The 23,924-nt window shown below is 67.9% G+C and carries 24 protein-coding genes; all 24 read left to right on the plus strand.

Going from position 1 to position 23,924, the window contains the following annotated elements:
- Positions 1 to 56: 56 nt before the first annotated feature.
- Positions 57 to 1,640, plus strand: a complete 1,584-nt coding sequence (locus GIY23_RS09415) for an FAD-binding oxidoreductase (protein WP_187352078.1) — start codon at positions 57 to 59, stop codon at positions 1,638 to 1,640.
- Complete coding sequence (locus GIY23_RS09420) at positions 1,637 to 3,166, plus strand: carotenoid oxygenase family protein (protein ID WP_228717635.1); 1,530 nt, start codon at positions 1,637 to 1,639, stop codon at positions 3,164 to 3,166. Before GIY23_RS09415 ends, GIY23_RS09420 begins: the two co-directional genes overlap by 4 nt.
- 31 nt (positions 3,167 to 3,197) lie before the next feature.
- Positions 3,198 to 4,670: an aldehyde dehydrogenase family protein gene (locus GIY23_RS09425; RefSeq protein WP_154076301.1), complete on the plus strand. Its 1,473-nt coding sequence runs from the start codon at positions 3,198 to 3,200 to the stop codon at positions 4,668 to 4,670.
- Positions 4,671 to 4,988: 318 nt separating this feature from the next.
- Positions 4,989 to 7,070, plus strand: a complete 2,082-nt coding sequence (uvrC, locus tag GIY23_RS09430) for an excinuclease ABC subunit UvrC (protein WP_154076302.1) — start codon at positions 4,989 to 4,991, stop codon at positions 7,068 to 7,070.
- On the plus strand, positions 7,067 to 7,945 hold the full coding sequence (rapZ, locus tag GIY23_RS09435) for an RNase adapter RapZ (protein ID WP_154076303.1): 879 nt from the start codon (positions 7,067 to 7,069) through the stop codon (positions 7,943 to 7,945). The genes uvrC and rapZ overlap by 4 nt, the downstream gene beginning before the upstream one ends.
- A 20-nt stretch (positions 7,946 to 7,965) precedes the next feature.
- Positions 7,966 to 8,922, plus strand: a complete 957-nt coding sequence (locus GIY23_RS09440; RefSeq protein WP_154076304.1) for a gluconeogenesis factor YvcK family protein — start codon at positions 7,966 to 7,968, stop codon at positions 8,920 to 8,922.
- Positions 8,913 to 9,899, plus strand: coding sequence for a DNA-binding protein WhiA (gene whiA, locus GIY23_RS09445; protein ID WP_154078738.1), 987 nt, complete (start codon positions 8,913 to 8,915; stop codon positions 9,897 to 9,899). Before GIY23_RS09440 ends, whiA begins: the two co-directional genes overlap by 10 nt.
- A gap of 661 nt (positions 9,900 to 10,560) precedes the next feature.
- A complete protein-coding gene (gap, locus tag GIY23_RS09450; protein WP_154076305.1) occupies positions 10,561 to 11,571 on the plus strand; it encodes a type I glyceraldehyde-3-phosphate dehydrogenase in 1,011 nt (336 codons plus the stop codon).
- 255 nt (positions 11,572 to 11,826) lie between these two features.
- Positions 11,827 to 13,029 carry a phosphoglycerate kinase gene (locus GIY23_RS09455; RefSeq protein WP_228717636.1) on the plus strand — a complete coding sequence of 401 codons (1,203 nt, stop codon included), beginning with the start codon at positions 11,827 to 11,829 and terminating at the stop codon, positions 13,027 to 13,029.
- Positions 13,029 to 13,814 carry a triose-phosphate isomerase gene (tpiA, locus tag GIY23_RS09460; RefSeq protein ID WP_154076307.1) on the plus strand — a complete coding sequence of 262 codons (786 nt, stop codon included), beginning with the start codon at positions 13,029 to 13,031 and terminating at the stop codon, positions 13,812 to 13,814. The genes GIY23_RS09455 and tpiA overlap by 1 nt, the downstream gene beginning before the upstream one ends.
- A gap of 120 nt (positions 13,815 to 13,934) precedes the next feature.
- Positions 13,935 to 14,168, plus strand: a complete 234-nt coding sequence (gene secG, locus GIY23_RS09465) for a preprotein translocase subunit SecG (protein WP_154076308.1) — start codon at positions 13,935 to 13,937, stop codon at positions 14,166 to 14,168.
- A gap of 48 nt (positions 14,169 to 14,216) precedes the next feature.
- Positions 14,217 to 14,558, plus strand: coding sequence for an RNA polymerase-binding protein RbpA (locus tag GIY23_RS09470; RefSeq protein WP_154076309.1), 342 nt, complete (start codon positions 14,217 to 14,219; stop codon positions 14,556 to 14,558).
- Positions 14,559 to 14,747: 189 nt separating this feature from the next.
- Positions 14,748 to 15,383: a D-sedoheptulose-7-phosphate isomerase gene (locus tag GIY23_RS09475; RefSeq protein ID WP_154076310.1), complete on the plus strand. Its 636-nt coding sequence runs from the start codon at positions 14,748 to 14,750 to the stop codon at positions 15,381 to 15,383.
- Positions 15,384 to 15,442: 59 nt separating this feature from the next.
- Positions 15,443 to 15,682, plus strand: a complete 240-nt coding sequence (locus tag GIY23_RS09480) for a HypC/HybG/HupF family hydrogenase formation chaperone (RefSeq protein ID WP_154076311.1) — start codon at positions 15,443 to 15,445, stop codon at positions 15,680 to 15,682.
- Positions 15,683 to 15,688: 6 nt separating this feature from the next.
- Positions 15,689 to 16,411: a D-sedoheptulose-7-phosphate isomerase gene (locus GIY23_RS09485; RefSeq protein WP_154076312.1), complete on the plus strand. Its 723-nt coding sequence runs from the start codon at positions 15,689 to 15,691 to the stop codon at positions 16,409 to 16,411.
- Between the two features lie 27 nt (positions 16,412 to 16,438).
- The gene (locus GIY23_RS09490; RefSeq protein ID WP_154078739.1) at positions 16,439 to 17,506 is read left to right on the plus strand and encodes an NADH-quinone oxidoreductase subunit B family protein; all 1,068 of its coding nucleotides are present in this window, start codon (positions 16,439 to 16,441) and stop codon (positions 17,504 to 17,506) included.
- Positions 17,507 to 17,548: 42 nt separating this feature from the next.
- Positions 17,549 to 19,333, plus strand: coding sequence for a nickel-dependent hydrogenase large subunit (locus tag GIY23_RS09495; RefSeq protein WP_154076313.1), 1,785 nt, complete (start codon positions 17,549 to 17,551; stop codon positions 19,331 to 19,333).
- Positions 19,334 to 19,345: 12 nt separating this feature from the next.
- Positions 19,346 to 20,254 carry a NifU family protein gene (locus GIY23_RS09500; protein WP_154076314.1) on the plus strand — a complete coding sequence of 303 codons (909 nt, stop codon included), beginning with the start codon at positions 19,346 to 19,348 and terminating at the stop codon, positions 20,252 to 20,254.
- Between the two features lie 71 nt (positions 20,255 to 20,325).
- Positions 20,326 to 20,877 (plus strand): DUF5947 family protein, encoded by a 552-nt coding sequence (locus tag GIY23_RS09505; RefSeq protein WP_154078740.1) that lies wholly within the window; start codon positions 20,326 to 20,328, stop codon positions 20,875 to 20,877.
- The gene (locus GIY23_RS09510) at positions 20,870 to 21,511 is read left to right on the plus strand and encodes a DUF6084 family protein (RefSeq protein WP_154076315.1); all 642 of its coding nucleotides are present in this window, start codon (positions 20,870 to 20,872) and stop codon (positions 21,509 to 21,511) included. Before GIY23_RS09505 ends, GIY23_RS09510 begins: the two co-directional genes overlap by 8 nt.
- A complete protein-coding gene (locus GIY23_RS09515) occupies positions 21,508 to 22,983 on the plus strand; it encodes a hypothetical protein (RefSeq protein WP_154076316.1) in 1,476 nt (491 codons plus the stop codon). Before GIY23_RS09510 ends, GIY23_RS09515 begins: the two co-directional genes overlap by 4 nt.
- Positions 22,980 to 23,480: a hydrogenase maturation protease gene (locus GIY23_RS09520; RefSeq protein WP_154076317.1), complete on the plus strand. Its 501-nt coding sequence runs from the start codon at positions 22,980 to 22,982 to the stop codon at positions 23,478 to 23,480. The genes GIY23_RS09515 and GIY23_RS09520 overlap by 4 nt, the downstream gene beginning before the upstream one ends.
- Position 23,481: 1 nt before the next feature.
- Entirely contained in the window at positions 23,482 to 23,589 is a 108-nt protein-coding gene (locus GIY23_RS23385) for a DUF6893 family small protein (RefSeq protein WP_407646845.1), read from the plus strand.
- A gap of 38 nt (positions 23,590 to 23,627) precedes the next feature.
- Positions 23,628 to 23,900, plus strand: coding sequence for a HypC/HybG/HupF family hydrogenase formation chaperone (locus GIY23_RS09525; RefSeq protein ID WP_154076318.1), 273 nt, complete (start codon positions 23,628 to 23,630; stop codon positions 23,898 to 23,900).
- The last annotated feature ends 24 nt before the right edge of the window (positions 23,901 to 23,924 follow it).

Genomic DNA, 23,924 nt, shown 5'->3' on the forward strand with positions numbered 1-23,924 from the left:
AGTCGACCATGAGGGCACGGGGCACGACGCGGTGCCCACCGGCGCTGGAGCAGGTGATGACCGCAGAAGCACGAGTCGACCTACCCACGGCGAGCCTCGATGAGGCCTACGCGCGTGTGGTCCACGCACTCGGAGAGCAAGCCGTGTTGACGGATTCGGACTCGGTGCGCGAGTTCCACGACCCTTACGAGGGGGCGTCGGCCACGGAGTTCCAGCCGTCGTTCGTCGTACAGCCGGCCGGGGTCGAGGAGATTCGGCAGACCCTTCGGATCGCCGCCGAGTGCGAGGTCCCGGTGTGGACCTCGTCGACCGGCCGCAACTACGGCTACGGCGGGTCCGCACCGGTGGTCAACGGGTCCATCGTGCTCAATCTGCGTCGCATGAACCGGATTCTGGAGATCGACGAACAGGGAGCTTTCGCACTCGTCGAACCCGGAGTGCGGTTCTTCGATCTGTACTCGGAGCTGAAGCAACGTGGGCTGAGGCTGTGGATGTCGGTTCCGGATCTCGGTTGGGGCAGCATCGTCGGCAACACGCTCGAGCACGGTTACGGCTACACCGTGTACGGGGATCACGCCTCGGCCGTCTGCGGCATGGAGGTCGTTCTCGCCTCCGGCGAGATCGTGCGCACCGGACTGGGGGCGATGGACGACAGCCCCCTCTGGCAGCGGCACCCACGCGGGTTCGGTCCCGCACTCGACGGCATGTTCATGCAGTCGAACTTCGGCGTCGTGACCAAGATGGGTATCTGGTTGATGCCGGAACCCGAGACGTGCACGACGGGATCGGTCATCTGCCACCGCGACGAGGACATCGCGGACCTCGTCGACGCGCTGTCGCCGCTCGTTCTCGACGGCACCATCCAAGGACATCCACTCATCACCAGCTCACCGGAACCCGACGGGGGCCGAGCCACACCGGATCAGGACACCGACGGCCTGACCACACAGCAGAAGCTCTCGGCCACCCTGCCTCCGGGACGCTGGGACGCCCGCGTCGCCTTCTACGGGCGCGAGAACGTCGTGCGGGCGCAAGAGGAGGCGCTGCGCGAAGCCGTCGCGCACCTGCCGGAGGTGACCGTCGACCTGCGCAGCTACCCCGGCGACGTCGCCGCCGACGACGTCCACCCGTTGGATCTCGTGCCGGCCGGTATCCCGAACATGTACCTGCTGGAGCTGATGCAGAAACACTTCGGGGACCGCGTCGGCCACCTGGACTTCTCACCGGTCATCCCGTTCACCGGCGAGGCGGCCGCGAGGCACGAACGCATGGTGCAGCACATTCTCGCCGAGGAAGGCCTGGTCGGTGCCTTCGGTTGGATAGCCAACCCACGCAGTCTGGTGGGCGCGTGCATGGTGTTCTTCGACATCGACGACGAGCACGAGAGACGCGCCGCGCACCGGGCGGTGTACCGGATGTGCGATCGGGCAGCCGAATGGGGCTGGAGCGAGTACCGGGCGCATCCCGCGCTGGTGGACAAGGTCACCGCCAACTTCAGCTTCGGCGACCACGCCCTGTCCCGCGTGTACACCACCCTCAAGGACGCGCTCGACCCGGCCGGTGTCCTCTCTCCCGGGAACCACGGGATCTGGCCGTCCTCGCCCGCTCAGCACCAGGACTCGCGAAAGGGAACAGCATGAGCACGCCGACCCGGCGCGTCACGCCCACCGCTCCGATGTCGATCTCCACGGAACCCCGGACCGTGAGCGCGGACCAGAACTGGCCGACCGACAACAAGTTCCTCAACGGCCCGTTCGCGCCGTGGACTGAGGAAAGCGAAGGCTATGACCTGGAAGTCCACGGAGAAATTCCCGGGGACCTCGCAGGCGCGTTGTTCCGCATCTCCTCCAACCCCCGGTTCCAGCCGCGCAACACGGATCGCTATCACTGGTGGGAAGGCGACGGAATGGTCGCCGGAATCTACCTGCGCGACGGCAAGGCGTCGTTTCGCACCACCTGGGTGGCGACCGACTCGATGAAGGTCGAAGTCGACCAGGGTGAAGCCGTCTACAGCGGATTCGTCAACGGAGGCACCCCCGGACGCCTGCCTCAGGGAGCACCGCCGAGCAAGAACGTGGCCAACACCAACGTCGGCATCTTCGACGACCACCTGCTCGTGTACTACGAAGGCGGCCTTCCCCACGCGATGCACCCGCAGACGCTGGAAACCTACGGTACGTACGACTTCCACGGCGGGATCGACGTACTGTGCACCGCCCACTACAAAGTCGATCCGGATAGCGGGGACCTGCTTTTCTTCGCTGCGACCGGCCCGGTGGTCACGTGGTACCGCGCCGACGTCAAGACCGGCCGGATCATCGACTCGCACAGCGTCGACATCGGTGTGCCAGCGCTGCTGCACGACTTCGTCGTCAGCGACAACTACGCGATCTTCCTCGTCTCGCCCAGCCAGTTCCGTCCGGACCGCATCAAGGAGGGGCGGCCCGGCGTGGTCTGGGACGAGGACAGCCTGCCGCACGGCACCCAGATCGTCATGATGGACCGCCGCACCCACGAGGTGAGCGCCTACGAGGCCGGTGACGTCTTCGCCCCGACGCACTTCTACAACGCCTATGAAACCGGCGACGAGGTCGTCATCGACGTGCACCGGATCTCCCGTCTGGGCAACCCGGCCGAAGGGGGGAACACTCCGGCCAGTTCCCACGAATGGTTCCCGCCCGCCTACTCCTGGCAATGGCGGGTCGACACCCGCACCGGCGCAGTCGCCAACCGGATGATCTGTGGCGTCGCCGGAGAGTTCCCGAAGATCAACGACGAGTACGTCGGCAAGCCCTACCGGTACGGCTACTTCGCCGCCACCCGTGACCTGGCCACCGACACGATGACCGACGGCATGGCTCGCCACGACTTCGCCACCGACTCCACCGTGGTCGTCAACGGCCCGGGCCCGCTCACCAGCCCCAGTGAACCGGTGTTCGTCGCCCGTGAGAACGCACGCACCGAGGACGACGGATACCTTCTCGCGCTGTGGTGGAATCGCGAGACCGGACTCAGCGAACTGCTCATCCACGACGCCGCCGACCTGGTGACCGAACCGCTGGCCCGGGTGAAACTGCCCGTACGGGTGCCGTTCGGATTCCACGGAAGCTGGGCCGACCACAGTGTGTTGGACCAGAGTATCGCCACACTCGCAGCATCCGAGTGATCGACACCCTTCACAGCGACAGGAGACTTCCATGAACGCCTCCCTCAGCACCGATGCCGTTCGTCCGAAGTGGAGCGGCAAGGTCTTCGACGGCTCGTGGGTCGACGGCGCCGGTGGCACCGTCCCGGTCACGGCACCGGCGACCGGGAAGCAGATCGCGACGGTCGGGTACGCCTCGAGCGGCGACGTCGATCATGCCGTCGACGTCGCCGGAAAATCCCAACGTGCCTGGGCCGCCCTGACCTACGATCAGCGTGCCGCGGTGTTCCGCAGGGCAGCCGGCCTGCTCGCCGACGACCCCGGCCGCCTCGTGAACTGGCTGGTGCCGGAATCGGGCTCCGGGCAGGGCAAGGCGCAGTTCGAGGCCGGTCTGGTGGTCAGCGAACTCGAGGAGGCCGCTGCGCTGGCGTCGGAACCCTACGGGGAGCTGCTGCGCAGCACGAAGCCCCGGATGTCGTTCGCCCGCCGGATCCCGCACGGAGTGGTCGGCGTGATCTCGCCGTTCAACTTTCCGGCCATCCTTTCGACCCGGTCGGTGGCACCGGCACTGGCCGCGGGCAACGCGGTGGTGCTCAAGCCGGATCCCCGCACCCCGATCTCCGGCGGGTTGGCGCTGGCCGAACTGCTGGCCGAAGCGGGCCTGCCCGAAGGGCTGCTGCACGTGCTCCCCGGAGGGGCGGACGCCGGTGCGGCGCTGGTGGAACACCCCCGCGTTCCGTGCCTGTCCTTCACCGGATCCACGGCCGCAGGCCGCTCGATCGCCGCGGCGGCCGCGCCGCTGCTCAAGAAGGTGCACCTCGAACTCGGCGGCAACAACGCCCTGCTCGTGCTGCCCGACGCCGACCTCGACGACGCCGCGTCCGCAGGGGCGTGGGGCTCGTTCCTGCATCAGGGCCAGATCTGCATGACGGCAGGTCGCCACCTGGTACACACCTCGATGGCCGAGGCCTACGTGGCGAAGCTCGCCGCGAAGGCCGACGCCATCGCGGTCGGCGATCCCACCGATGCCGCCAACGCCCTGGGGCCGGTCATCGACGAACAACAGCGCGACAGGATCCACGATCTCGTCACCCGCACGGTCGAGCAGGGGGCGAGTCTGGCCGCAGGTGGCACCTACGACGGGCTGTTCTACCGGCCCACCGTGCTCGCCGACCTGGCCTACGATGCTCCTGCGTTCCAGGAGGAAGTCTTCGGCCCCGTCGCGCCCGTGATCACCTACGAGACCGTGGACGAGGCTCTCGAGATCATCAACTCCAGTGAGTACGGCCTGTCGGTGTCCATCCTCACCGAGGACACGTACCGCGCGATCGAACTCAGCGAGCAGATCGAGTCCGGAGCCGTGCACATCAACGACCAGACCGTCGACGACGAGAGCGTCGCTCCTTTCGGTGGGCTCAAAGCCTCGGGAACCGGTGGGCGCTTCGGCGGCAAGGCGAATCTCGACACCTTCAGCGACGTGCAGTGGGTGACCGCCCAGTCGCGCATTCAGCGGTACCCGTTCTGAGCTGAGAAGCTGTGTGTGATCCGCGGTTGTGGTCGCTGACCGGCGTCCCAGCTTGCCGCTCGCGGCGTTGGGATCGCCTCGAATACCAGCACGTACGCAGCGGCGACCCCGGCCTTGCGAGCGAAACCTCCGAACACCGGAGCCGGTCATCATGCTCGGGCTGAGCACGCGAGACCATGCCCTGACGGGCATCGGAACAAGATCACAGACCGGCACTGATCCGTGCTGATCGGGAGAGGCCGATCGCGATCGGGCCGTGGCCGAAGGCGGTTGACCGGCGCTGGTCGGGAGTGTCGGAGGCGGACGTAGGGTGGGGACGTGGCCGATCCGTCCGCCTACCGACCAGCACCGGGGACCGTCCCGGACGCCCCAGGCGTGTATCGCTTCATCGACGACGGCGGTCGTGTCATCTACGTCGGCAAGGCCAAGAGTCTGCGCAGCAGGCTCGCGTCGTACTTCGCCGACCTCTCCGGGTTGCACCCGCGCACCCGGCAGATGGTGACGTCGGCCGGCGCCGTGCGCTGGACCGTCGTCCGAACCGAGGTCGAGGCCCTGCAACTCGAGTACTCCTGGATCAAGGAGTACGACCCGCGTTTCAACGTCCGGTATCGCGACGACAAGTCGTACCCGGTGCTCGCCGTGACGCTGCACGAGGAGTTCCCGCGCTTGCACGTCTACCGAGGGCCGCGACGCAAGGGCGTGCGCTACTTCGGCCCGTACGCGCACGCGTGGGCGATCCGGGACACCCTCGACACGTTGCTGCGCGTGTTCCCCGCCCGCACGTGTTCGCACGGGGTGTTCAAGCGGCACTCGCAGATCGGCCGGCCGTGCCTGCTCGGCTACATCGGCAAGTGTTCCGCACCGTGCGTCGGCCGGGTCGACGCCGACGAGCACCGGGCGATCGTCGACGACTTCTGCGACTTCCTTGCGGGCAAGACCGACAGCCTCATGCGCAAGCTCGACCGCGAGATGCGCCAAGCCTCCGAGGGGCTCGAGTTCGAGCGGGCGGCGCGACTGCGCGACGACCTCGAAGCGTTGCGCCGCGCGATGGAACGTCAGGCCGTGGTGCTCGGCGACGGCACCGACGCGGACGTGGTCGCCTTCGCCGAGGACGACCTGGCCGCCGCCGTGCAGGTCTTCCACGTGCGCGGGGGACGGGTCCGCGGTCAGCGCGGCTGGGTGATCGACAAGGTCGAGGAGGTCGACACCGCACAGTTGACCGCCCAGTTCCTCTCACAGTTCTACGGTGAGCAGGCGGCGCTGGCCGAGCAAGCCGACTCGGGCGGCAGCCCCGTTCCACGCGAGGTCCTCGTGCCGCAGCTGCCCGAGGGCTCCGAGACGATCACCACGTGGCTCGGTGAGCTCCGCGGGTCGAAGGTGCAGCTGCGCGTCCCGCAACGCGGCGACAAGCGGACCCTGATGGACACCGTCGAGCGCAACGCGAAGGAAGCGTTCCAGCAGTACAAGCTGCGCCGCGCGGGCGACCTGACGGCACGCTCGGCGGCGCTGCAGGAACTGCAGGAGGCGCTCGCCCTCGACAGCGCCCCGTTGCGCGTCGAGTGCATCGACGTCAGCCACGTGCAGGGCACCGACGTGGTCGCCTCGCTCGTCGTCTTCGAGGACGGCGTTGCGCGCAAGTCCGAGTACCGGCGGTTCGCGGTGCGGCAAGGCGCCGATGGTGGCGACGTCGCGTCCATCGCGGAGGTCGTGCGGCGCCGGTTCGCCCGCTATCTCAAGGAAACCGAGTCCGCCACGCCTCTGGGCACGCAGCCGGACGCGACCGTCGCGACGGGGCAGGATCGTGCCGATGCCCAGCGCCCCGAGGCCGGGAACGCGGACGGTGAGCAGCCACCCGGCATCGACCCCGAGACCGGCAGGCCGCGCAAGTTCGCCTATCCGCCGAACCTGCTCGTCGTCGACGGCGGCGGACCGCAGGCCAACGCCGCCGCCGACACGCTCTCGGAACTCGGGATCACCGACGTCGCCGTGGTCGGGCTGGCCAAGCGGCTCGAAGAGGTGTGGCTGCCCGCCGAACCGGACCCGGTGATCCTCGGGCGCACCAGCGAAGCGCTCTACCTGCTGCAACGAGTCCGGGACGAAGCACACCGATTCGCCGTCGCCTACCACCGGCAGAAACGGTCGAAGTCCATGACGAACTCCACATTGGACTCGGTTCCCGGGCTCGGGTCCACGCGCAAGACCGCGCTGCTCAAGCACTTCGGCTCGTTGCGCAAGCTGCGCCGCGCGAGTATCGAGGAGATCATCGAGGTGCCCGGGGTGGGACGCCATACCGCCGAAGCGGTGCGCGCCGCCCTGGCATCGGGGGGCGGGAGCGCGAGCGTTCCCGCCCAGCCGCCCGCCGACGGCGAGGCGCAGGACGACGAAGGGGACGGGCAGTGAGTCAAGAACAGTCGGGCATCGAGGTCTCCGTGGTCAGCGGCCTGTCCGGCGCGGGTCGCAGCACGGCCGCGAAATGCCTCGAGGACCTCGGATGGTTCGTCGTGGACAACCTGCCGCCCGAGCTGATCTCCACCATGGTCGAACTCGGCGCGCGCTCCAGCGGCGCGATCACCAGGGTCGCGGTCGTCATGGATGTGCGCAGCCGCGCGTTCACCGAGGACCTCGGCTCGGTGATCAAGGACCTCGACGCTCGCGGCTACAAGCCGAAGGTGCTGTTCCTCGAGGCGACCGACGACGTGCTCATTCGACGGTTCGAGCAGGTCCGGCGCGGTCACCCGTTGCAGGGCGAGGGCCGCCTGGCCGACGGCATCGCCGCCGAACGTTCGCTGCTGTCCCGGCTGCGGGCCGAGGCCGACCTGGTCGTCGACACCACCGGGCTGTCCGTGCACCAGCTGCGGTCGAAGATCGAGGACGCGTTCGGCACCGAAGCCACCACCCGCACCCGCGTCACCGTGCTCTCCTTCGGCTACAAGTACGGGCTGCCGATGGACGCCGATCTGGTCATGGACTGCCGGTTCCTGCCGAACCCGTTCTGGATCCCCGAGCTCCGCGAGTTCAACGGACTCGACGACGAGGTCAGCAACTACGTGCTCGGTCAGGAGGGAGCCGAGGAGTTCCTGCAGAACTACCAGCAGCTGCTGCGCCTCGTCGGCGCCGGATACCACCGCGAGGGCAAGCGGTACCTGACGTTGGCGCTGGGCTGCACCGGCGGCAAGCACCGCAGCGTCGCGCTGGTCACGGAGCTGGCGAAGCGGCTCGCCGAGGAGGAAGGGATGACCACGCAGACCGTGCACCGCGACTTGGGGCGCGAGTGACGGCCGGGGCAGGCCCGCGTGTGGTCGCTCTCGGCGGCGGCCATGGGCTCCAGGCGACGCTGTCGGCCCTGCGCCGGGTGACCGACGACGTGACGGCCGTGGTCACGGTCGCCGACGACGGCGGCTCGTCGGGCAGGCTCCGGCGCGAACTCGGGATGCTGCCGCCCGGCGACCTGCGCAAGGCGCTCGCGGCGCTCGCGGGTGCCGACGACGACGGACGGATGTGGGCCGAGCTGGTCGAGCACCGCTTCGGCGGGGCGGGTGCGCTCGCCGGGCATGCCGTCGGCAACCTGCTGCTAGCGGGTCTGCTCGATGTGCTGGGGGATCCCGTAGCGGTGCTCGACCGGGTCAGTGCGCTGATGGGTGTCCGCGGGCGGGTGCTGCCGATGTGCACCGAACCGTTGGACATGGAGGCCGAGGTCGTCGGGATCGACCGGGATCCCGACGCGAGGAGCACGATCAGGGGCCAGGTCGCCATCGCAAGTACACCCGGTCGTGTGAAAAGAATCCATCTGTACGCGACGAACGGCGAGCGGAAGAAGCCCACCGCGTGCCCGGAGGCGGTCCGGGCCGTGCACGAGGCGGACGCGGTCGTACTCGGGCCCGGATCGTGGTTCACCAGCGTGTTGCCGCACGTGCTCGTGCCTGAGCTGCACGACGCGCTGCTCGCCACCGGCGCTCGGCGCGTGGTCGTGCTCAACCTCGTCCCGCAACCCGGCGAGACCGCGGGGTTCTCGCCCGAGCAGCACCTCGACGTACTCTCGCAGCACGCGCCCGGACTGCGGGTGGAGTCGGTGCTCGCCGACACCGATTCGGTGCCGACACCGGACCGGCTCCACGCCGCGGCCGAGGAGATGGGCGCGCGGGCACTGCTCGACCGGATCGCGCTCCACGAGCAACCCGGCAGGCACGACCCGGCAGCACTGGCCGCGAGCCTGATGGCCGCATGCGAGAGGAGGACGGACCGGTGGCGATGACCTCGGCGGTCAAGGACGAGTTGAGCAGGTTGTCGGTGACCAAGACCTGCTGCCGGCGATCCGAGGTGTCCTCGTTGCTGCGGTTCGCCGGTGGGCTCCACATCGTGGCCGGACGCGTGGTGGTCGAGGCCGAACTCGACAGTGGATCCACCGCCCGCCGCTTGCGCAAGGAGATCCACGACCTGTTCGGGCACCAGTCGGACGTGCACGTGATCACCTCCGGCGGCCTGCGCAAGGGAACGCGCTACGTGGTGCGGGTCGTCCGGGACGGCGAGGGTCTCGCACGGCAGACCGGGCTGCTCGACCAGCGCGGACGCCCCGTGCGTGGGTTGCCCGCCCACGTCGTCTCCGGCGGTTCCTGCGACTCCGAGTCCGCGTGGCGCGGCGCGTTCCTGGCTCACGGGTCGCTGACCGAACCGGGCCGCTCCTCATCGATGGAGGTCACCTGCCCCGGTCCCGAAGCGGCGCTCGCGCTGGTGGGAGCCGCACGCAGGCTCGGGGTGCAGGCGAAGTCGCGTGAGGTTCGCGGCGCCGACCGAGTCGTGATCCGGGATGGCGACGCGATCGGCGCGCTGCTGACCAAGCTCGGAGCCCACACCAGCGTGCTCTCCTGGGAAGAGCGCCGGATGCGCCGAGAGGTGCGGGCCACCGCCAACCGTCTCGCGAACTTCGACGACGCCAACCTGCGGCGCTCCGCCCGCGCCGCCGTCGCCTCCGCCGCACGGGTGGGCCGTGCGCTGGACCTGCTCGGCCCGACGGCACCCGAGCACCTGCTCGTCGCGGGCAGGCTGCGGCTCGAACACCGGCAGGCCTCGCTCGAAGAACTCGGTCAGCTCGCCGACCCGCCCATGACCAAGGACGCGGTCGCCGGGCGGATCCGGCGGTTGCTGGCCATGGCCGACAAGCGCGCCCGCGAACTCGATCTGCCGGACACCGAGGCGGCCGTGACCGACGAGATGCTCGAAGCCGAAAGCTAAGCGCATTTGGGCGCTTGGGTGGGTGGTCCGGTACCGCCGCCCCAGTTCGTGCCTCGCGGTGTTGGGGTCCTCTTGAGTACCACTCGTACGCGGCGAGAATCCCTGCCTTGCGAGGCACGAACTCCGAACGTCGGAGCCCCTCACCCTGCCGAGGCTGAGCACGTATGAGGCGTGCCCTACGGGCACACAAGCCAGTTCCAAAATGCCCGCTAAGAGGGTGTGCGGGGCGGTCTGCGTCGTGGTCCCGTGGCGGAACGTCAGCGCCCTCCTCGCTGCGGGATCGATTTCTCGAGTAGCGACCCGTGGCGCAATCGCTGTCCTCGCGAGGAGGGCGCTGAGAAGCATCCGCTGGTGGTCCGGCTGCGTAGACGGCGGGAGAGAGATGCCACGATGCCGAACCGGTGCAGAGATGCCGATCACGGACAGCGCGGTTGGCAAGGAGTCGGATCGGGGTGCGCAAGGCCTCCCCACCTGCGTCGGGAGTACCGCGCGAGTCCGGGGGAGCGCACCATCGGTCGGGCACGTCTCGCCATCCGGAAATGCGCAGGCACGGCAGGCGCCCACCCGAGTGAAGCGTGCCGCACGGCGATAGGGTTGAGGCGTTCCATCAACCGCTCACCCGCCGCCGGGTCGGCAGGGTCAGTCACGAGGAGAGATCGGCGTGACCGTTCGCGTAGGGATCAACGGCTTCGGCCGGATCGGCCGTAACTTCTGGCGGGCCGCGGTCGCCAGTGGCCACGACATCGAGATCGTGGCGGCCAACGACCTCGGCGACGTCGCCACGATGGCGCACCTGCTCAAGTACGACAGCGTCCTCGGCCGTGTCGACCACGAGGTGCAGGTCACCGACGACGGTATCCGGGTCGGCGACAAGACCGTCAAGATCCTCGCCGAGAAGGACCCGGGCAAGCTGCCGTGGTCGGACCTCGGAGTCGACGTCGTCGTGGAGTCGACCGGTTTCTTCACCAACGCCTCGGACGCACGCAAGCACGTCGACGAGGGCGGCGCGAAGAAGGTCATCGTCTCCGCGCCTGCCAAGGGTGAAGACCTCACGGTGGTGCTCGGCGTCAACGACGATCAGCTCGACGGCTCGCAGACCGTCATCTCGAACGCGTCGTGCACCACCAACTGCCTGGCCCCGGTCGCCAAGGTCCTCAACGACAACTTCGGCATCGAGCGTGGCTTGATGACGACGGTGCACGCCTACACCGCCGACCAGAACCTGCAGGACGGGCCGCACAAGGACCTGCGTCGCGCCCGCGCCGCGGCGCTCAACGTCGTGCCGACCGGTACCGGCGCGGCCAAGGCCATCGGCCTCGTGCTCCCCGAGCTCAACGGCAAGCTCGACGGCTACGCGCTGCGGGTGCCGGTGCCGACCGGCTCGACCACCGACCTCACCGTCACCGTCGGCCGCAACACCTCGGTGGAGGAGGTCAACGAGGCGTTCAAGGCCGCCGCGGGCGACGCGAAGCTCAAGGGCATCCTGCGTTACAGCGACGAGCCGATCGTGTCCACCGACATCGTCACCGACCCCGCCTCGGCGATCTACGACGCGCCGCTGACCAAGGTCATCGACAACCAGGTCAAGGTCGTCGCCTGGTACGACAACGAGTGGGGTTACTCCAACCGCCTCGTCGACCTCACTGCCTTGGTCGGTTCGAAGCTTTCCTGAGCTTCCGGCTTCTGGCGGCGGTGCCGGTAGCGCAACCTCCGGCGCCGCCTCGCTCCGGGAGGCCCGACATCATGTATCGCTCATACACCACGTCGGGCCGGCCCTCGCGAGGCGGCGCCGGAGAACCCGCGACGGTGCCGGTTGCCATGGTGCTCGAAAGCGGCTGCGCCGCTTGCCTGACGAGACTCGAGTGGCTCTCGTCGTGAATCGGAGTCGAAGAATCCGCTCGTGAGGCGGGGGTTGCTAGGAGTGAGCTTGAAGAATTTGGATGACCTGCTCGGTGAGGGGGTGCGCGGCCGGCGGGTGCTGGTGCGCGCCGACCTGAACGTGCCGCTCGACGGCGACACCATCACCGACGACGGACGGGTGCAGGCCTCGCTGCCCACGCTGCGCAAGCTCTCCGCAGCGGGCGCGCAGGTCGTCGTCACCGCGCACCTCGGCCGCCCGAAGGGCGAGCCGACCCCCGAGTTCTCGCTGGCGCCGGTCGCGCGCAGGCTCGGTGAGCTGCTCGATCGTGACGTCCCGATGGCCACCGACGTGGTCGGCGACTCAGCAGGCGCGGTCGTGGCCGGTCTCGGAGACGGCGACGTCGCCCTGCTGGAGAACGTGCGCTTCGACCCGCGCGAGACCAGCAAGGACGCAGCCGAGCGAGACGCACTGGCCGCCGAGCTGGCCGAGATCGTCGGAGACGCCGCCGCGTTCGTCTCGGACGGCTTCGGTGTGGTCCACCGCAAGCAGGCGTCGGTGTACGAGATCGCCCGCAAGCTACCCGGATACGCCGGTGGTCTGGTGCTCTCCGAGGTCGAGGTGCTGCGCACGCTCACCGGGGACCCGCAGCGTCCGTACGTCGTCGTGCTCGGCGGATCCAAAGTCTCGGACAAGTTCGGTGTCATCGAGGCACTGTTGCCGAAGGTCGACAAGCTCGTCATCGGCGGCGGCATGGCGTACACGTTCCTCGCCGCCCAGGGGTACTCCGTCGGTTCGTCGCTGCTGCAGAACGATCAGCTCGACGCGACCAGGGAACTGCTCGACAAGCACGGCGACACCCTGGTGCTGCCGGTGGACGTCGTCGTCGCGGACAAGTTCGCCGCCGACGCCCGGCGCGACGTCGTCGACGCCGACGCGATTCCCGAGGGCTGGATGGGCTTGGACATCGGCCCGCGCAGCGTCGAGGAGTTCAGCTCGATCCTCGCCGGAGCGCGCACCGTGTTCTGGAACGGCCCCGCCGGTGTCTTCGAGTTCGACGCGTTCGCGGCAGGTACCCGCGGCGTCGCGCAGGCCATCATCGACTCGGGCGCGTTCAGCGTCGTCGGTGGCGGAGACTCCGCGGCCGCCGTCCGGACCCTCGGCCTGCCCGAGGACGAGTTCTCGCACATCTCCACCGGAGGTGGCGCGTCGCTGGAATTCCTGGAGGGCAAGGACCTGCCCGGCGTGGCAGTACTGGAAGGGACCGACTGATGGCCAGGACACCGCTCATCGCGGGCAACTGGAAGATGAACCTCAACCACCTCGAGGCCATCGCCCTGGTGCAGAAGGTCGCCTTCGCCCTGCCCGAGAAGTACTTCTCGAAGGTCGAGGTGGCGGTCGTCCCGCCGTTCACCGACCTCCGCAGCGTGCAGACCCTCGTCGACGGGGACAAGCTGCTGCTCAAGTACGGGGCGCAGGACGTCTCCGAACACGAGTCGGGCGCCTACACCGGTGACGTGTCCGCGCCGATGCTGGCCAAACTCGGCTGCAGCTTCGTCGTCGTCGGCCACTCCGAACGCCGTGACCTCCACGCTGAGACCGACGAACTGGTCAACAAGAAGGTCAAGGCGGTGCTCAAGCACGGCATGACGCCGATCCTGTGCGTCGGCGAGCAGCTCGCCGTGCGGGAAGCGGGCGAGCACGTCGCGCACTGCACCTCGCAGGTGATCGACGGACTCAAGGGCCTGAAGGCCGAGCAGGCACGCGAGGTCGTCATCGCCTACGAGCCCGTGTGGGCCATCGGCACCGGCAAGGTCGCGACCTCCGACGACGCCCAAGAAGTGTGCGCCGCCGTGCGGGCTGCGCTCACCGAGAAGTACGGCTCCGACGTCGCCGAGGTCGTCCGCGTGCTCTACGGCGGCTCGGTGAAGTCCAGCAACATCGGCGAACTCATCGCGCAGAAGGACGTCGACGGCGCGCTCGTCGGCGGGGCGAGCCTCAACGGTGACGAGTTCACCAAGCTCAGCGCGATGGCTGCCGGGGGCCCACTGCCCTGACCGGTACCGGGCCGCCCTGCCGGTCGAACCGGCCGTCGCCGCGTTCGTGCGGACGGCGGTCTCACGACGAGTGGGCGGCCCGGTACGCTGTGCCTGTACCGCTGTGCGAACGAGGACCTGATGACTCTTTTCCTGCAGATCATGTTGATCGTGACGAGTGTGACGCTCGTCCTGCTGGTGCTGCTGCACAAGGCGAAAGGCGGCGGACTGACTTCGCTGTTCGGCGGCGGGATGCAGTCCAACCTCGCCGGTTCCAGCGTCGCGGAGAAGAACCTCGACCGGATGACCGTCTTCGTCATCGCGTTGTGGGTCATCTGCATCGTGGGCGTCGGATTGCTGATCAAGCTCGGTTGACCGGGCCTGCCGGAACGGTCGCCGGGGTCGGGACGTGGTGGAGGCGCAATGACGGGTGGGAACACGATCCGCGGGATGCGGATCGGTGGCGGGCCGACGGGCGAAGCGGAGCGCGGTGAGTCCGCACCGCGCAAACGGGTGGACTTCTGGTGCGCCCACGGGCACCACACCCGGCCGTCGCTGGCCGTCGACGCCGAGGTTCCGGACCGGTGGGACTGCCCTCGATGCGGGCTGCCCGCGGGGCCGGATGCGGACAATCCGCCGGAGCCCCGGCGCAACGAGCCGTACAAGAGTCACCTCGCGTACGTGCAGGAACGCCGCAGCGACGCCGAGGGGGTCGCGATCCTGGACGAGGCGTTGGCCAAGTTGAGAGAACGCAGGGGGCGCTGACGCGCGCGACTCACCTGATCAGGGGCGAACGGATCACTCCGTTCGCCCCTTGTTGCGTCCGGTGGAGATGAAGGTCATTCACTGTGGGTGGCGGTGTGATCACTGACGGGTGAAGGTCAAGTTGTGTGACGTGGATCGCACGACTTAGCTTTGTGGGCAACGCTCCCGCCACGTGAGGAAGTGGCCGCGATGATGTGGTCTTCCGCAAGCGCAGCTGCCGACGCTGTCGACGAGGTGTTCGGCCGGCGGGTCGAACCGGTCGAGCGTCTGCTGGATTGTTCCGACGACGTCGCCCGCGCCTGTCATGCGATGGCGCGGCGGTTCCACCGCGGCGGCAAGCTCATCGTCTTCGGCAACGGGGGGCCGAGCACGGACGCTCAACACGTCGCCGTCGAGTTCGTGCATCCGGTCATCGTCGGCAAGCGGGCGCTGCCCGCGCTGTCGCTGACCGCGGACGTCGCCACGGTCACCGGTGTCGCCAACGGCGAAGGCTGGGACGAGATCTTCGCCCACCAGGTGCGGCACCTGGCCGATCCGGTCGACATCGCGCTGGGGATCTCCACCGACGGACACTGCCTCAACGTGCGACGCGGTCTGGAAGCCGGCCGCGAACGCGGGTTGCTCACGATCGGATTGCTCGGCGGGGACGGAGGCACGATCGCGGTCTCCGGCCTCGATCACGTGCTGGTCGCGCGGTCCGACGACCCTCGGGTCGTCAAGGAAGTACACGTGACGATGTACCACATCCTCTGGGAGCTGGTGCACGTCTTCTTCGAACAACCCGGCGCGCTCCGGCCGCCGGAAGTTCCCAGCCAGACGCGATGACGGAAGGGGTCGCGTCCGTCGTCGCGTGCGGGTGATCCGCAACGAACACAGGAGTCGCGATGAGTGCACAGCCCTTGCCGGACCCGGTGGTGGCGGAAGCTGCTTGCACCGGGGACCACTGCGTCACGTGCTCGGACGAAGCGGTCGAGGTGACGATCGTGCGGGTACTAGCCGATCGGATGGCCGTGGTCGACACCGAGGCAGGCGAAGAAGAGATCAGTATCGCGCTCGTGCCCGCGCGGGCGGGTGACACGGTGCTCGTGCACGCGAGCGAAGCCATCGCGGTCGTTCGGAGGTGACCAGCCATGTCGGCCGAGCCCGTCGGAGGCGACGTGAACAGCATGTCGCTGTACCCTTTCCTGACTTCGTCCGAAGTGGATGTGGACGCGGTGCTGCGACAGGTGATGCGCTCCACTGAGGACAAAGCACGCGAGATCATCGCGTTGCGCGGGGAAGTGCTGGAACGAGACCGGTCGGAATTGATCGCGTGTTCGGCGTCGATGGCCGAGCGGTTCCGGCAAGGCGGCCGGTTGCTGACGTTCGGAAATGGGGGCAGCTCCACGGACGCTCAGGACATGGCCAGCATGTTCCTGCACCCGGGTCCGGACTCCACGGCGTTGCCCGCGTTCGGTCTCACCAGCGACATCGCCGTGGTCACGGCATTGTCCAACGACGTCGGGTTCGACGTCGTTTTCGCGCGTCAGATCGGCGCGTTCGGTCGCCGCGACGACATCGCGGCGGGACTGTCCACCAGCGGGAACTCGGCGAACCTGCTGAGCGCGTTCGACGAGGCGAAGCGGCGTGGTCTGCTGACGATCGGTATCGCAGGCGACCGGGGCGGGAAGATGGCCGAATCCGAATCCATCGACCACCTGTTCGTGGTGCCCTCATCCTCGGTGCACCGCATTCAGGAAGCCCAGACGACCTTGTACCACGCGTTGTGGGAGCTGACGGTGCTCGCGCTCGCGTCGAACGCGGATACCGAGAACGGATCGGCAGCGAGGAGTTTCCAGGAGGAGTTGGGGTGAGCAGTCGTGAGTCCAGCTACGAGGCACGTGCAGAGCGTTCCCGACGAGGAGTCCGAGCAACAGTCACCGCCGGGTCCGGTCCACATTCTCTGGATCAACGCGGGACTGAGTTGCGACGGTGACTCGGTCGCGTTGACCGCCGCCACGCAGCCGAGCATCGAAGAAATCGCGCTCGGTGCGTTGCCCGGCCTGCCCGAGGTTCAGGTGCACTGGCCGCTGATCGACTTCGAGTGCGGTCCGGAGCAGGGCGCGGACACGTTCATCGAGTGGTTCCACAAAGCTGATCGGGGCGAGCTGGAGCCGTTCGTGCTCGTCGTGGAGGGGTCCATCCCGAACGAGTCGATCAAGCAGGAAGGTTATTTCGCCGCGTTCGGCAACAACCCGGACACCGGTCAGCCGATGACGACCAGTGAGTGGCTCGACCGGTTGACGCCGAAGGCGCTGGGAGTGCTGGCGGTGGGAACCTGCGCCACCTACGGCGGGATCCACGCTATGGAGGGCAACCCGACCGGGGCAATGGGGGTTCCGGACTACCTGGGCTGGAACTGGACATCGAAGGCCGGTCTCCCGATCGTGTGTGTGCCCGGCTGCCCGATCCACCCGGACAACCTCTCCGAGACCATCCTGTACCTGCTCTACCAGGTCGCCGGGCAAGCTCCGATGATCCCGCTCGACGACCAACTCCGTCCACAGTGGTTGTTCGGCGCGACCGTCCACGAAGGATGCGACCGCGCCGGTTACTACGAGCAGGGCCAGTTCACCGATCACTACGGAGCCCCGGAGTGTCTGGTGAAGATCGGGTGCTGGGGTCCGGTGGTGCAGTGCAACGTGCCCAAGCGCGGTTGGATCAACGGCATCGGCGGGTGCCCGAACGTCGGAGGTATCTGCATCGGATGCACGATGCCCGGATTCCCGGACAAGTTCATGCCGTTCATGGACGAGCCGCCGGGGGCGCGGGTGTCGACCGCGGCGAGTGGTGTGTACGGCATGGCGATCCGGCGGTTGCGCGAGATCACTCGCAAGACCGCGGACAAGGAACCGTCCTGGCGGGGAAGGACCCGCGAACTACACACCGGGTACCGGCCCCCCTGGTGACCGCGTCGAGGGCCACGAGCATCCGAGACGGAAGGCAATGACATGACCAGCACCCAAGGGCGCAAGGGCAAGTCCGACCAGGACCTCATGGAGATGTCGTGGGACCCGATCACCCGTATCGTGGGCAGCCTCGGGATCTACACGAAGATCGACTGGTCGGCGAAGAAGGTCGTGGAGGCGTACTCGACCTCGTCGATCTTCCGCGGATACAGCATCTTCATGAAGGGAAAAGACCCCCGCGACGCGCACTTCATCACCAGCCGCATCTGCGGGATCTGCGGCGACAACCACGCGACGTGCTCGGTGTACGCGCAGAACATGGCCTACGGTGTCCGGCCGCCGCACCTCGGTGAGTGGATCATGAACCTGGGTGAGGCCGCGGAGTTCATGTTCGACCACAACATCTTCCAGGAGAACCTGGTCGGGGTGGACTACTGCGAGAAGATGGTTCGGGAGACCAACCCGGGTGTGCTGGAGTTGGCGGAGCGCACCGCAGCCTCGAACGCGGCGGAGCACGGTTATCGCACGATCGCCGACATCATGCGCTCGCTGAACCCGATGGAGGGCGAGTTCTACCGCGAGGCACTGCAGATCTCTCGCATGACGCGCGAGATGTTCTGCCTCATGGAGGGCCGTCACGTTCACCCGTCCACTTTGTACCCGGGCGGGGTCGGCACCGTCGCCACCGTGCAGTTGTTCACCGACTATCTGACCCGGCTCATGCGGTACGTGGAGTTCATGAAGCGCTGCGTTCCGATGCACGACGACCTGTTCGATTTCATCTACGAGGCACTGCCGGGCTACGAGGAGGTCGGCAGGCGACGAACCCTGTTGGCGTGCTGGGGCTGTCACATGGACCCTGATCACCCCGGATTCAACTATCGGGAGATGACCGACTGGGGTCGGAAGATGTTCGTGACCCCGGGAGTGATCGTCGACGGCAAGCTCGTCACCAACGATCTGGTCGACATCAACTTGGGTATCCGGATCCTGCTGGGCAGCTCGTACTACGAGGACTGGGAAGACCAAGAGATGTTCGTCGAGCGCGACCCGCTGGGCAACCCGGTGGATCGGCGTCACCCGTGGAACCAGCACACGATTCCACGGCCGAGCAAACGCGATTTCGACGACAAGTACTCGTGGGTGATGTCGCCGCGCTGGTTCGACGGCAACGAGCACCTCGCGTTGGACACCGGGGGCGGCCCGATCGCTCGCTTGTGGTCGACGGCGCTTTCCGGTCTGGTCGACGCCGGGTACGTGAAGGCGACGGGCCACAGCGTCCAGATCCACTTGCCGAAGTCGGCGACGAAGCCGGAGAAGACCTTCGAGTGGAAGATTCCCCAGTGGAGTAACGCGCTGGAGCGCAACCGCGCGCGAACCTATTACCAGGCTTACAGTGCGGCACTGGCACTGCATTTCGTGGAACGTGCCCTCGCGGAGGTGCGGGCCGGTCACACCAAGACCTGGGAGCCGTTCGAGGTGCCCGAGGACGGCATCGGCTGCGGCTTCACCGAGGCTGTGCGCGGAGTGCTTTCGCACCACATGGTGATTCGCGACGGCAAGATCGCCAACTATCACCCGTACCCACCGACACCGTGGAACGGCAGCGTGCGGGACAACTTCGGCACACCCGGACCGTACGAGGACGCGGTGCAGAACACACCGATCTTCGAGGAGAACACCAGGGAGAACTTCAAGGGGATCGACATCATGCGTGCGGTGCGCAGTTTCGACCCGTGCCTGCCGTGTGGTGTGCACATGTACACCGGCGACGGCAACGTGCTCGAGAAGGTGCATTCGCCGCACGCGTTCAACGGCACCACCTGACGGGCGGCGGCGATGACGCAGGCGAAGGACGGCGCGGACGCGCGGGAGGTCGCGGGCCGCATCGACGAGCTGCTCGGGCAGTTCGAGCGCTCGGGTGATCCGGCGGCGACCGAGCGGGCCGAGGAACTCGTGCGGACACTCGTGGAGTTCTACGGGGCGGGACTCGGCAGGATGGTGTGCATTCTGCAGGAGGAGGAAAATGTCGGCGGCGAGCTGTACCGGGAGCTCGCCGCTGACCCGCTCGTCGGTGCGCTGCTGACGTTGCACGACCTGCATCCGGAATCGGTCGGGGAGCGGGTCGCCGCGGCGCTGGACACGGTGCGCCCGTACCTCGGATCGCATTCGGGCGACGTCGAACTGTTCGGGGTGGGTGACGACGGTGTCGCCCATCTCCGGTTGACCGGCAGCTGCGACGGTTGCCCGTCGTCGTTGGTGACGGTGAAGCTGGCGATCGAGAACGCGATCCGGGAGGCCGCGCCCGAGGTCACCGAGATCGAGGTCGAGGGCGTCACCGGTCCCGGTACGTCCCCCGCAGGACCCGGTGGCAGGCCGTTGCTGCCCCTCGTGCCGGAACAGAGCTCGGGGCCAGCGGCAGAGCCCGAGTGGCGTGATCTCGACTGCGTCGACCGCCTCGCGCCGGGTGTGCTGCTGGCGACGGAGGTCGCGGGACGTCCGGTCACTCTGTGCACTGTAGACGATCAGCATTACGCCTACGCCGATCGATGCCCACGGTGTACGGGGCCGATCTCCGCGGGAACGCTCGACGGCGCCTCACTTCGTTGCGGGACGTGTGGTGAGCACTACGACGTACGCCTCGCCGGTCGCGGGCTCGACAACGTCTCTCTGCATCTGGAACCGCTTCCGCTGCTGGTCGACGACAGCACGGTGCGGGTGGCCGTGCCGATGGGGGTGACGGGGTGACGTCGGGTCTTCGTCGTTTCGTCCACCGGCCTGAGCCGCAAGCCCGGGAACAGGCCGGGCCGCGGTGCGAGATGTGTGCGGAGCCATTGTGGTCCGCCCACTCCCACGTGGCCAACGTCGAGTCCCGTTCGATCCTGTGCACGTGCCGACCCTGCTATTTGCTGTTCACCCACCCAGGGTCCGGCGGCGGCAAACACCGGGCCGTCCCGGAGCGGATCCGCTACGCCTCGGAGTTCTCCGCGGGCGAGCGGATATGGGAAGCCACCCAGATCCCGGTGGGCACCGCGTTCCTGTTCCACAGCACGGTGTCCGGTCCGGCTGCCTTCTACCCGAGTCCGGCAGGAGCCACCGAGTCCCTGCTGCCGGTGAGCGTGTGGGAGGACGCGATCGCGGGCTCGCCCCTCGGTGTGCTCGAGGACGACGTCGAAGCGCTGCTCGTCACCCGCCACAGTGGACGTTTCGAGTGCTTCGCCGTCCCCATCACCACGTGCTACGAGCTGGTCGGTCAAGTGCGGCTGCACTGGCGTGGGTTCGACGGCGGCAGCGAAGTGTGGGAGCGGATCGAGTCGTTCTTCGCCGATCTCCGCGACCGTGGCGAGCGGGTGGGGGACGACGATGGCTGACTTCGAGTTCACCTGCCTGGACGTGCACCCGGAGCGGTACGGAGCCGGCCCGACACTCGTATTCCGGCTACGCATCGACGAGCGGAGTGCTCAGCCGATCCACTCGATCGCGCTGCGCTGCCAGATCCGCATCGAACCGCAGCGCCGGGGCTACGACGAGCAGGAGGAGGAACTGCTCAGCTCGTTGTTCGGCAGCCGGAACCGGTGGGGCCAGACGCTGCACCCGATGCAGTTCGCCTACGTCTCGGTGATGGTGCCGAGCTTCACCGGCAGTACCGAGGTCGAGCTTCCGGTTCCGTGCACCTACGACATGGAGGTCGCCTCCGGGAAGTACTTCCACTCGCTCGAGTCGGGCGTCGTGCCGATGGTGCTGTTGTTCAGCGGCACGGTCTTCGGCAAGGGAGAACGGGGTTTCTGGGTCGAACAGGTGCCGTGGCACAAGCAGGCGAACCACGACATGCCGATCTCGGTGTGGCGCGACCTGATGGACCTGTACTTCCCGCAGGCGACCTGGGTGCGGTTCCACCACGACACCGTCGACGCCCTGATCCGGTACAAGGCGCGGCACGCGATCCCGACCTGGGACGAAGCCGTCGGCTCGCTGCTCGACAAGGCGGGGGAGGGGCAGCGATGACGTCCGCACCCGACGAGCCGGTCACCTTCGACGACGCGCGCGAGATCGCAGACGCGGTGCTCTACGAGGGATACCTGCTGTACCCGTACCGCGCCTCTGCGGCGAAAAACCAGGTCCGGTGGCAGTTCGGGGTGCTCGCACCGCCCGTGTTCGCCTCGGAGGAGGCGGGGGAATTCGCGACGGCGCGGACCGAGTGCGTCATGGACGCCCGGCCGGGCGCGACGGTGCGGATCCGGTTGCGGTTCCTGCACGTTCAGCAGCGACGCGTTGAAGACGAGTCCGGACGGTCGGTGGACTCCGTGACGGTCGAGGGTCGGGAGATCCGCCCGTGGACCGAAGCGGTCGAGGTCGAACACGACGTGACGGTCCCGCTCGACGAAGCTGCCGGCTCGGAACGCGGGTTCGACGTGGAGATTCCCGGAGTCGTGGATGTGGAGCCGGTGCAGGACGTCACCGCCACGACGGTCGGCAGGATCGTCCGCGATCGCCAGCCGGTGAGTGCGTGCCTCGTCGTCGGGGCCGAACCGCTGCGGAACCCGTTCGGCGGGTACCGGCTGCGGGTGGAGATCCGGAACACGACGAGCTGGCGGGAACCGGATCCGAATCGGGACGAGGCGCTGCGCCGGTCGTTGGTGGCCGCGCATCTGGTGCTCGGGGTGGGCCCGGGTCGGTTCGTCTCGTCGACGGATCCACCGGAGTGGGCGAAACCCTTCGTCGACGAGTGCGTCAACGAACGTACGTGGCCGGTGTTGATCGGCTCGGACGAACGCAGCGAGGTGATGCTCTCCGCGCCGATCATCCTCTACGACGACCCGGCCATCGCCCCGGAGAGTGCCCAGCCGTTGTTCGACGGGACGGAGATCGACGAGATCCTGACGTTGCGCACGCTCGCACTGACCGACGAGGAAAAGCGCGAAGCACGAATGACCGACGATCGCGCGAGGGAGCTGCTCGACGCCGTCGAGGACATGCCGGGCGCGGTGCTCGAACGGTTGCACGGGACGATGCGCTACTTCCGGGACGCCACCGCCTCCCGGCCGGATTCGGGCGCGACGGACGAGGGCGCCCCCATCGCGGCTCCGGGGATGGAACCGGACGTTCCGCGACCGACGGCGCCGTGGTGGGACCCCGGTGTGGACGCCTCGGTGGATCCCGACACCGATTCCGTGCACATCGCAGGCGAAGACGTCGCCAAGGGCAGCAGCGTCACGCTCACGCCGGGGATCCGCACGACCGACGCACAGGACATGTTCCTGTGGGGCAGGAAAGCCACAGTGCAGGCGGTTTTCCTGGACGTCGACGACGAGACGTATCTGGCGGTCACGCTCGACGACGACCCGGTCTCGGACATGCAGGGCAGGCACGGACGGTTCCTGTACTTCCGTCCGGACGAGGTGCGGCCGGTGAACGAGACCGGCTCCGCTGCGTACGACACCAGTGACCCGGCAGGCACGACGGGAGCCGCGCCGTGACACCGCGCATTCTTGTGGCCGGTGTCGGCAACATCTTCCTCGGCGACGACGCGTTCGGCGTCGAGGCGGTGCGCGCGTTGTCGTCCGAGGAGCTTCCCGAGCGGGTCCGCGTCGCCGACTACGGCACCAGCGGAATGCATCTGGCTTTCGACCTGCTCGACGGCTTCGAGGCACTCATCCTCGTCGACGCGACACCGCGCGGGGAGGAACCGGGCACGGTGAGCCTGCTCGACCTCGGCGACGGCACGGGAGTGACCGGGTCGGTTCCCGCTGCTCTCGACGCCCACGGCATGCAGCCGGACGCGGTCCTGCGGCTGCTCGGCGAGCTCGGCGGACGGGTCGAGAAGGTGTTCGTGGTCGGGTGCGAACCGTCCGATGTGGAGCATCGCACAGGGTTGAGCGACCCGGTGCGGGAGGCGATACCGGAAGCGTTGCGTGTGGTCCGCACGCTCGTTCGGGAACTGGCCGTGACCACCGCCACCACCGAGGAGGTGTGAGATGTTCCGCCGATTTCTGATGCTGTCCGCGACCGTTGCGCTGGTCGTGTTCATGGTGCGCATGGTCGGACCCGATGTCCGGCGCTACATCAAGATCAGCCGGATGTGACCCGGCCGAGCACTCCGACGACGAGAGGTGGTGAGCAGATGTGCCTCGGAATTCCCGGTGAGGTCATCGAGGTACTCGACGACAAGCCGGACCTGGCCAAGGTGGACGTCAGCGGAGTTCGCCGCAACATCAACATCGGTCTGCTCGGTGAGGACCGGCCGGTCCCCGGCGAGTGGATCCTCATCCACGTCGGGTTCGCACTGTCCAAGATCGACGAGCAGGAGGCGCAGGACGCGCTCGCCTTCCTGGAAGGGATCGGGCAGGCTTACGCCGACGAGATCGAAGCACTCAAGGAATCCCGAATCGAGTAGCGCGGGTCGGCCGCACGTGCGCGG

This window comes from Allosaccharopolyspora coralli, assembly GCF_009664835.1.
In the GTDB taxonomy this organism is placed as follows: Bacteria; Actinomycetota; Actinomycetes; order Mycobacteriales; family Pseudonocardiaceae; genus Allosaccharopolyspora; species Allosaccharopolyspora coralli.

Coding starts and splice junctions, on each gene's coding strand:
- GIY23_RS09505 (WP_154078740.1), top strand. CDS start 20,326: ATGTGTGCGGAGCCATTGTGGTCCGCCCACTCCCACGTGGCCAACGTC.
- GIY23_RS09495 (WP_154076313.1), top strand. CDS start 17,549: ATGACCAGCACCCAAGGGCGCAAGGGCAAGTCCGACCAGGACCTCATG.
- GIY23_RS09510 (WP_154076315.1), top strand. CDS start 20,870: ATGGCTGACTTCGAGTTCACCTGCCTGGACGTGCACCCGGAGCGGTAC.
- GIY23_RS09415 (WP_187352078.1), top strand. CDS start 57: ATGACCGCAGAAGCACGAGTCGACCTACCCACGGCGAGCCTCGATGAG.
- GIY23_RS09420 (WP_228717635.1), top strand. CDS start 1,637: ATGAGCACGCCGACCCGGCGCGTCACGCCCACCGCTCCGATGTCGATC.
- GIY23_RS09425 (WP_154076301.1), top strand. CDS start 3,198: ATGAACGCCTCCCTCAGCACCGATGCCGTTCGTCCGAAGTGGAGCGGC.
- GIY23_RS09475 (WP_154076310.1), top strand. CDS start 14,748: ATGATGTGGTCTTCCGCAAGCGCAGCTGCCGACGCTGTCGACGAGGTG.
- GIY23_RS09485 (WP_154076312.1), top strand. CDS start 15,689: ATGTCGGCCGAGCCCGTCGGAGGCGACGTGAACAGCATGTCGCTGTAC.
- GIY23_RS09480 (WP_154076311.1), top strand. CDS start 15,443: ATGAGTGCACAGCCCTTGCCGGACCCGGTGGTGGCGGAAGCTGCTTGC.
- GIY23_RS23385 (WP_407646845.1), top strand. CDS start 23,482: ATGTTCCGCCGATTTCTGATGCTGTCCGCGACCGTTGCGCTGGTCGTG.
- GIY23_RS09525 (WP_154076318.1), top strand. CDS start 23,628: ATGTGCCTCGGAATTCCCGGTGAGGTCATCGAGGTACTCGACGACAAG.
- secG (WP_154076308.1), top strand. CDS start 13,935: ATGACTCTTTTCCTGCAGATCATGTTGATCGTGACGAGTGTGACGCTC.
- GIY23_RS09515 (WP_154076316.1), top strand. CDS start 21,508: ATGACGTCCGCACCCGACGAGCCGGTCACCTTCGACGACGCGCGCGAG.
- GIY23_RS09470 (WP_154076309.1), top strand. CDS start 14,217: ATGACGGGTGGGAACACGATCCGCGGGATGCGGATCGGTGGCGGGCCG.
- GIY23_RS09500 (WP_154076314.1), top strand. CDS start 19,346: ATGACGCAGGCGAAGGACGGCGCGGACGCGCGGGAGGTCGCGGGCCGC.
- tpiA (WP_154076307.1), top strand. CDS start 13,029: ATGGCCAGGACACCGCTCATCGCGGGCAACTGGAAGATGAACCTCAAC.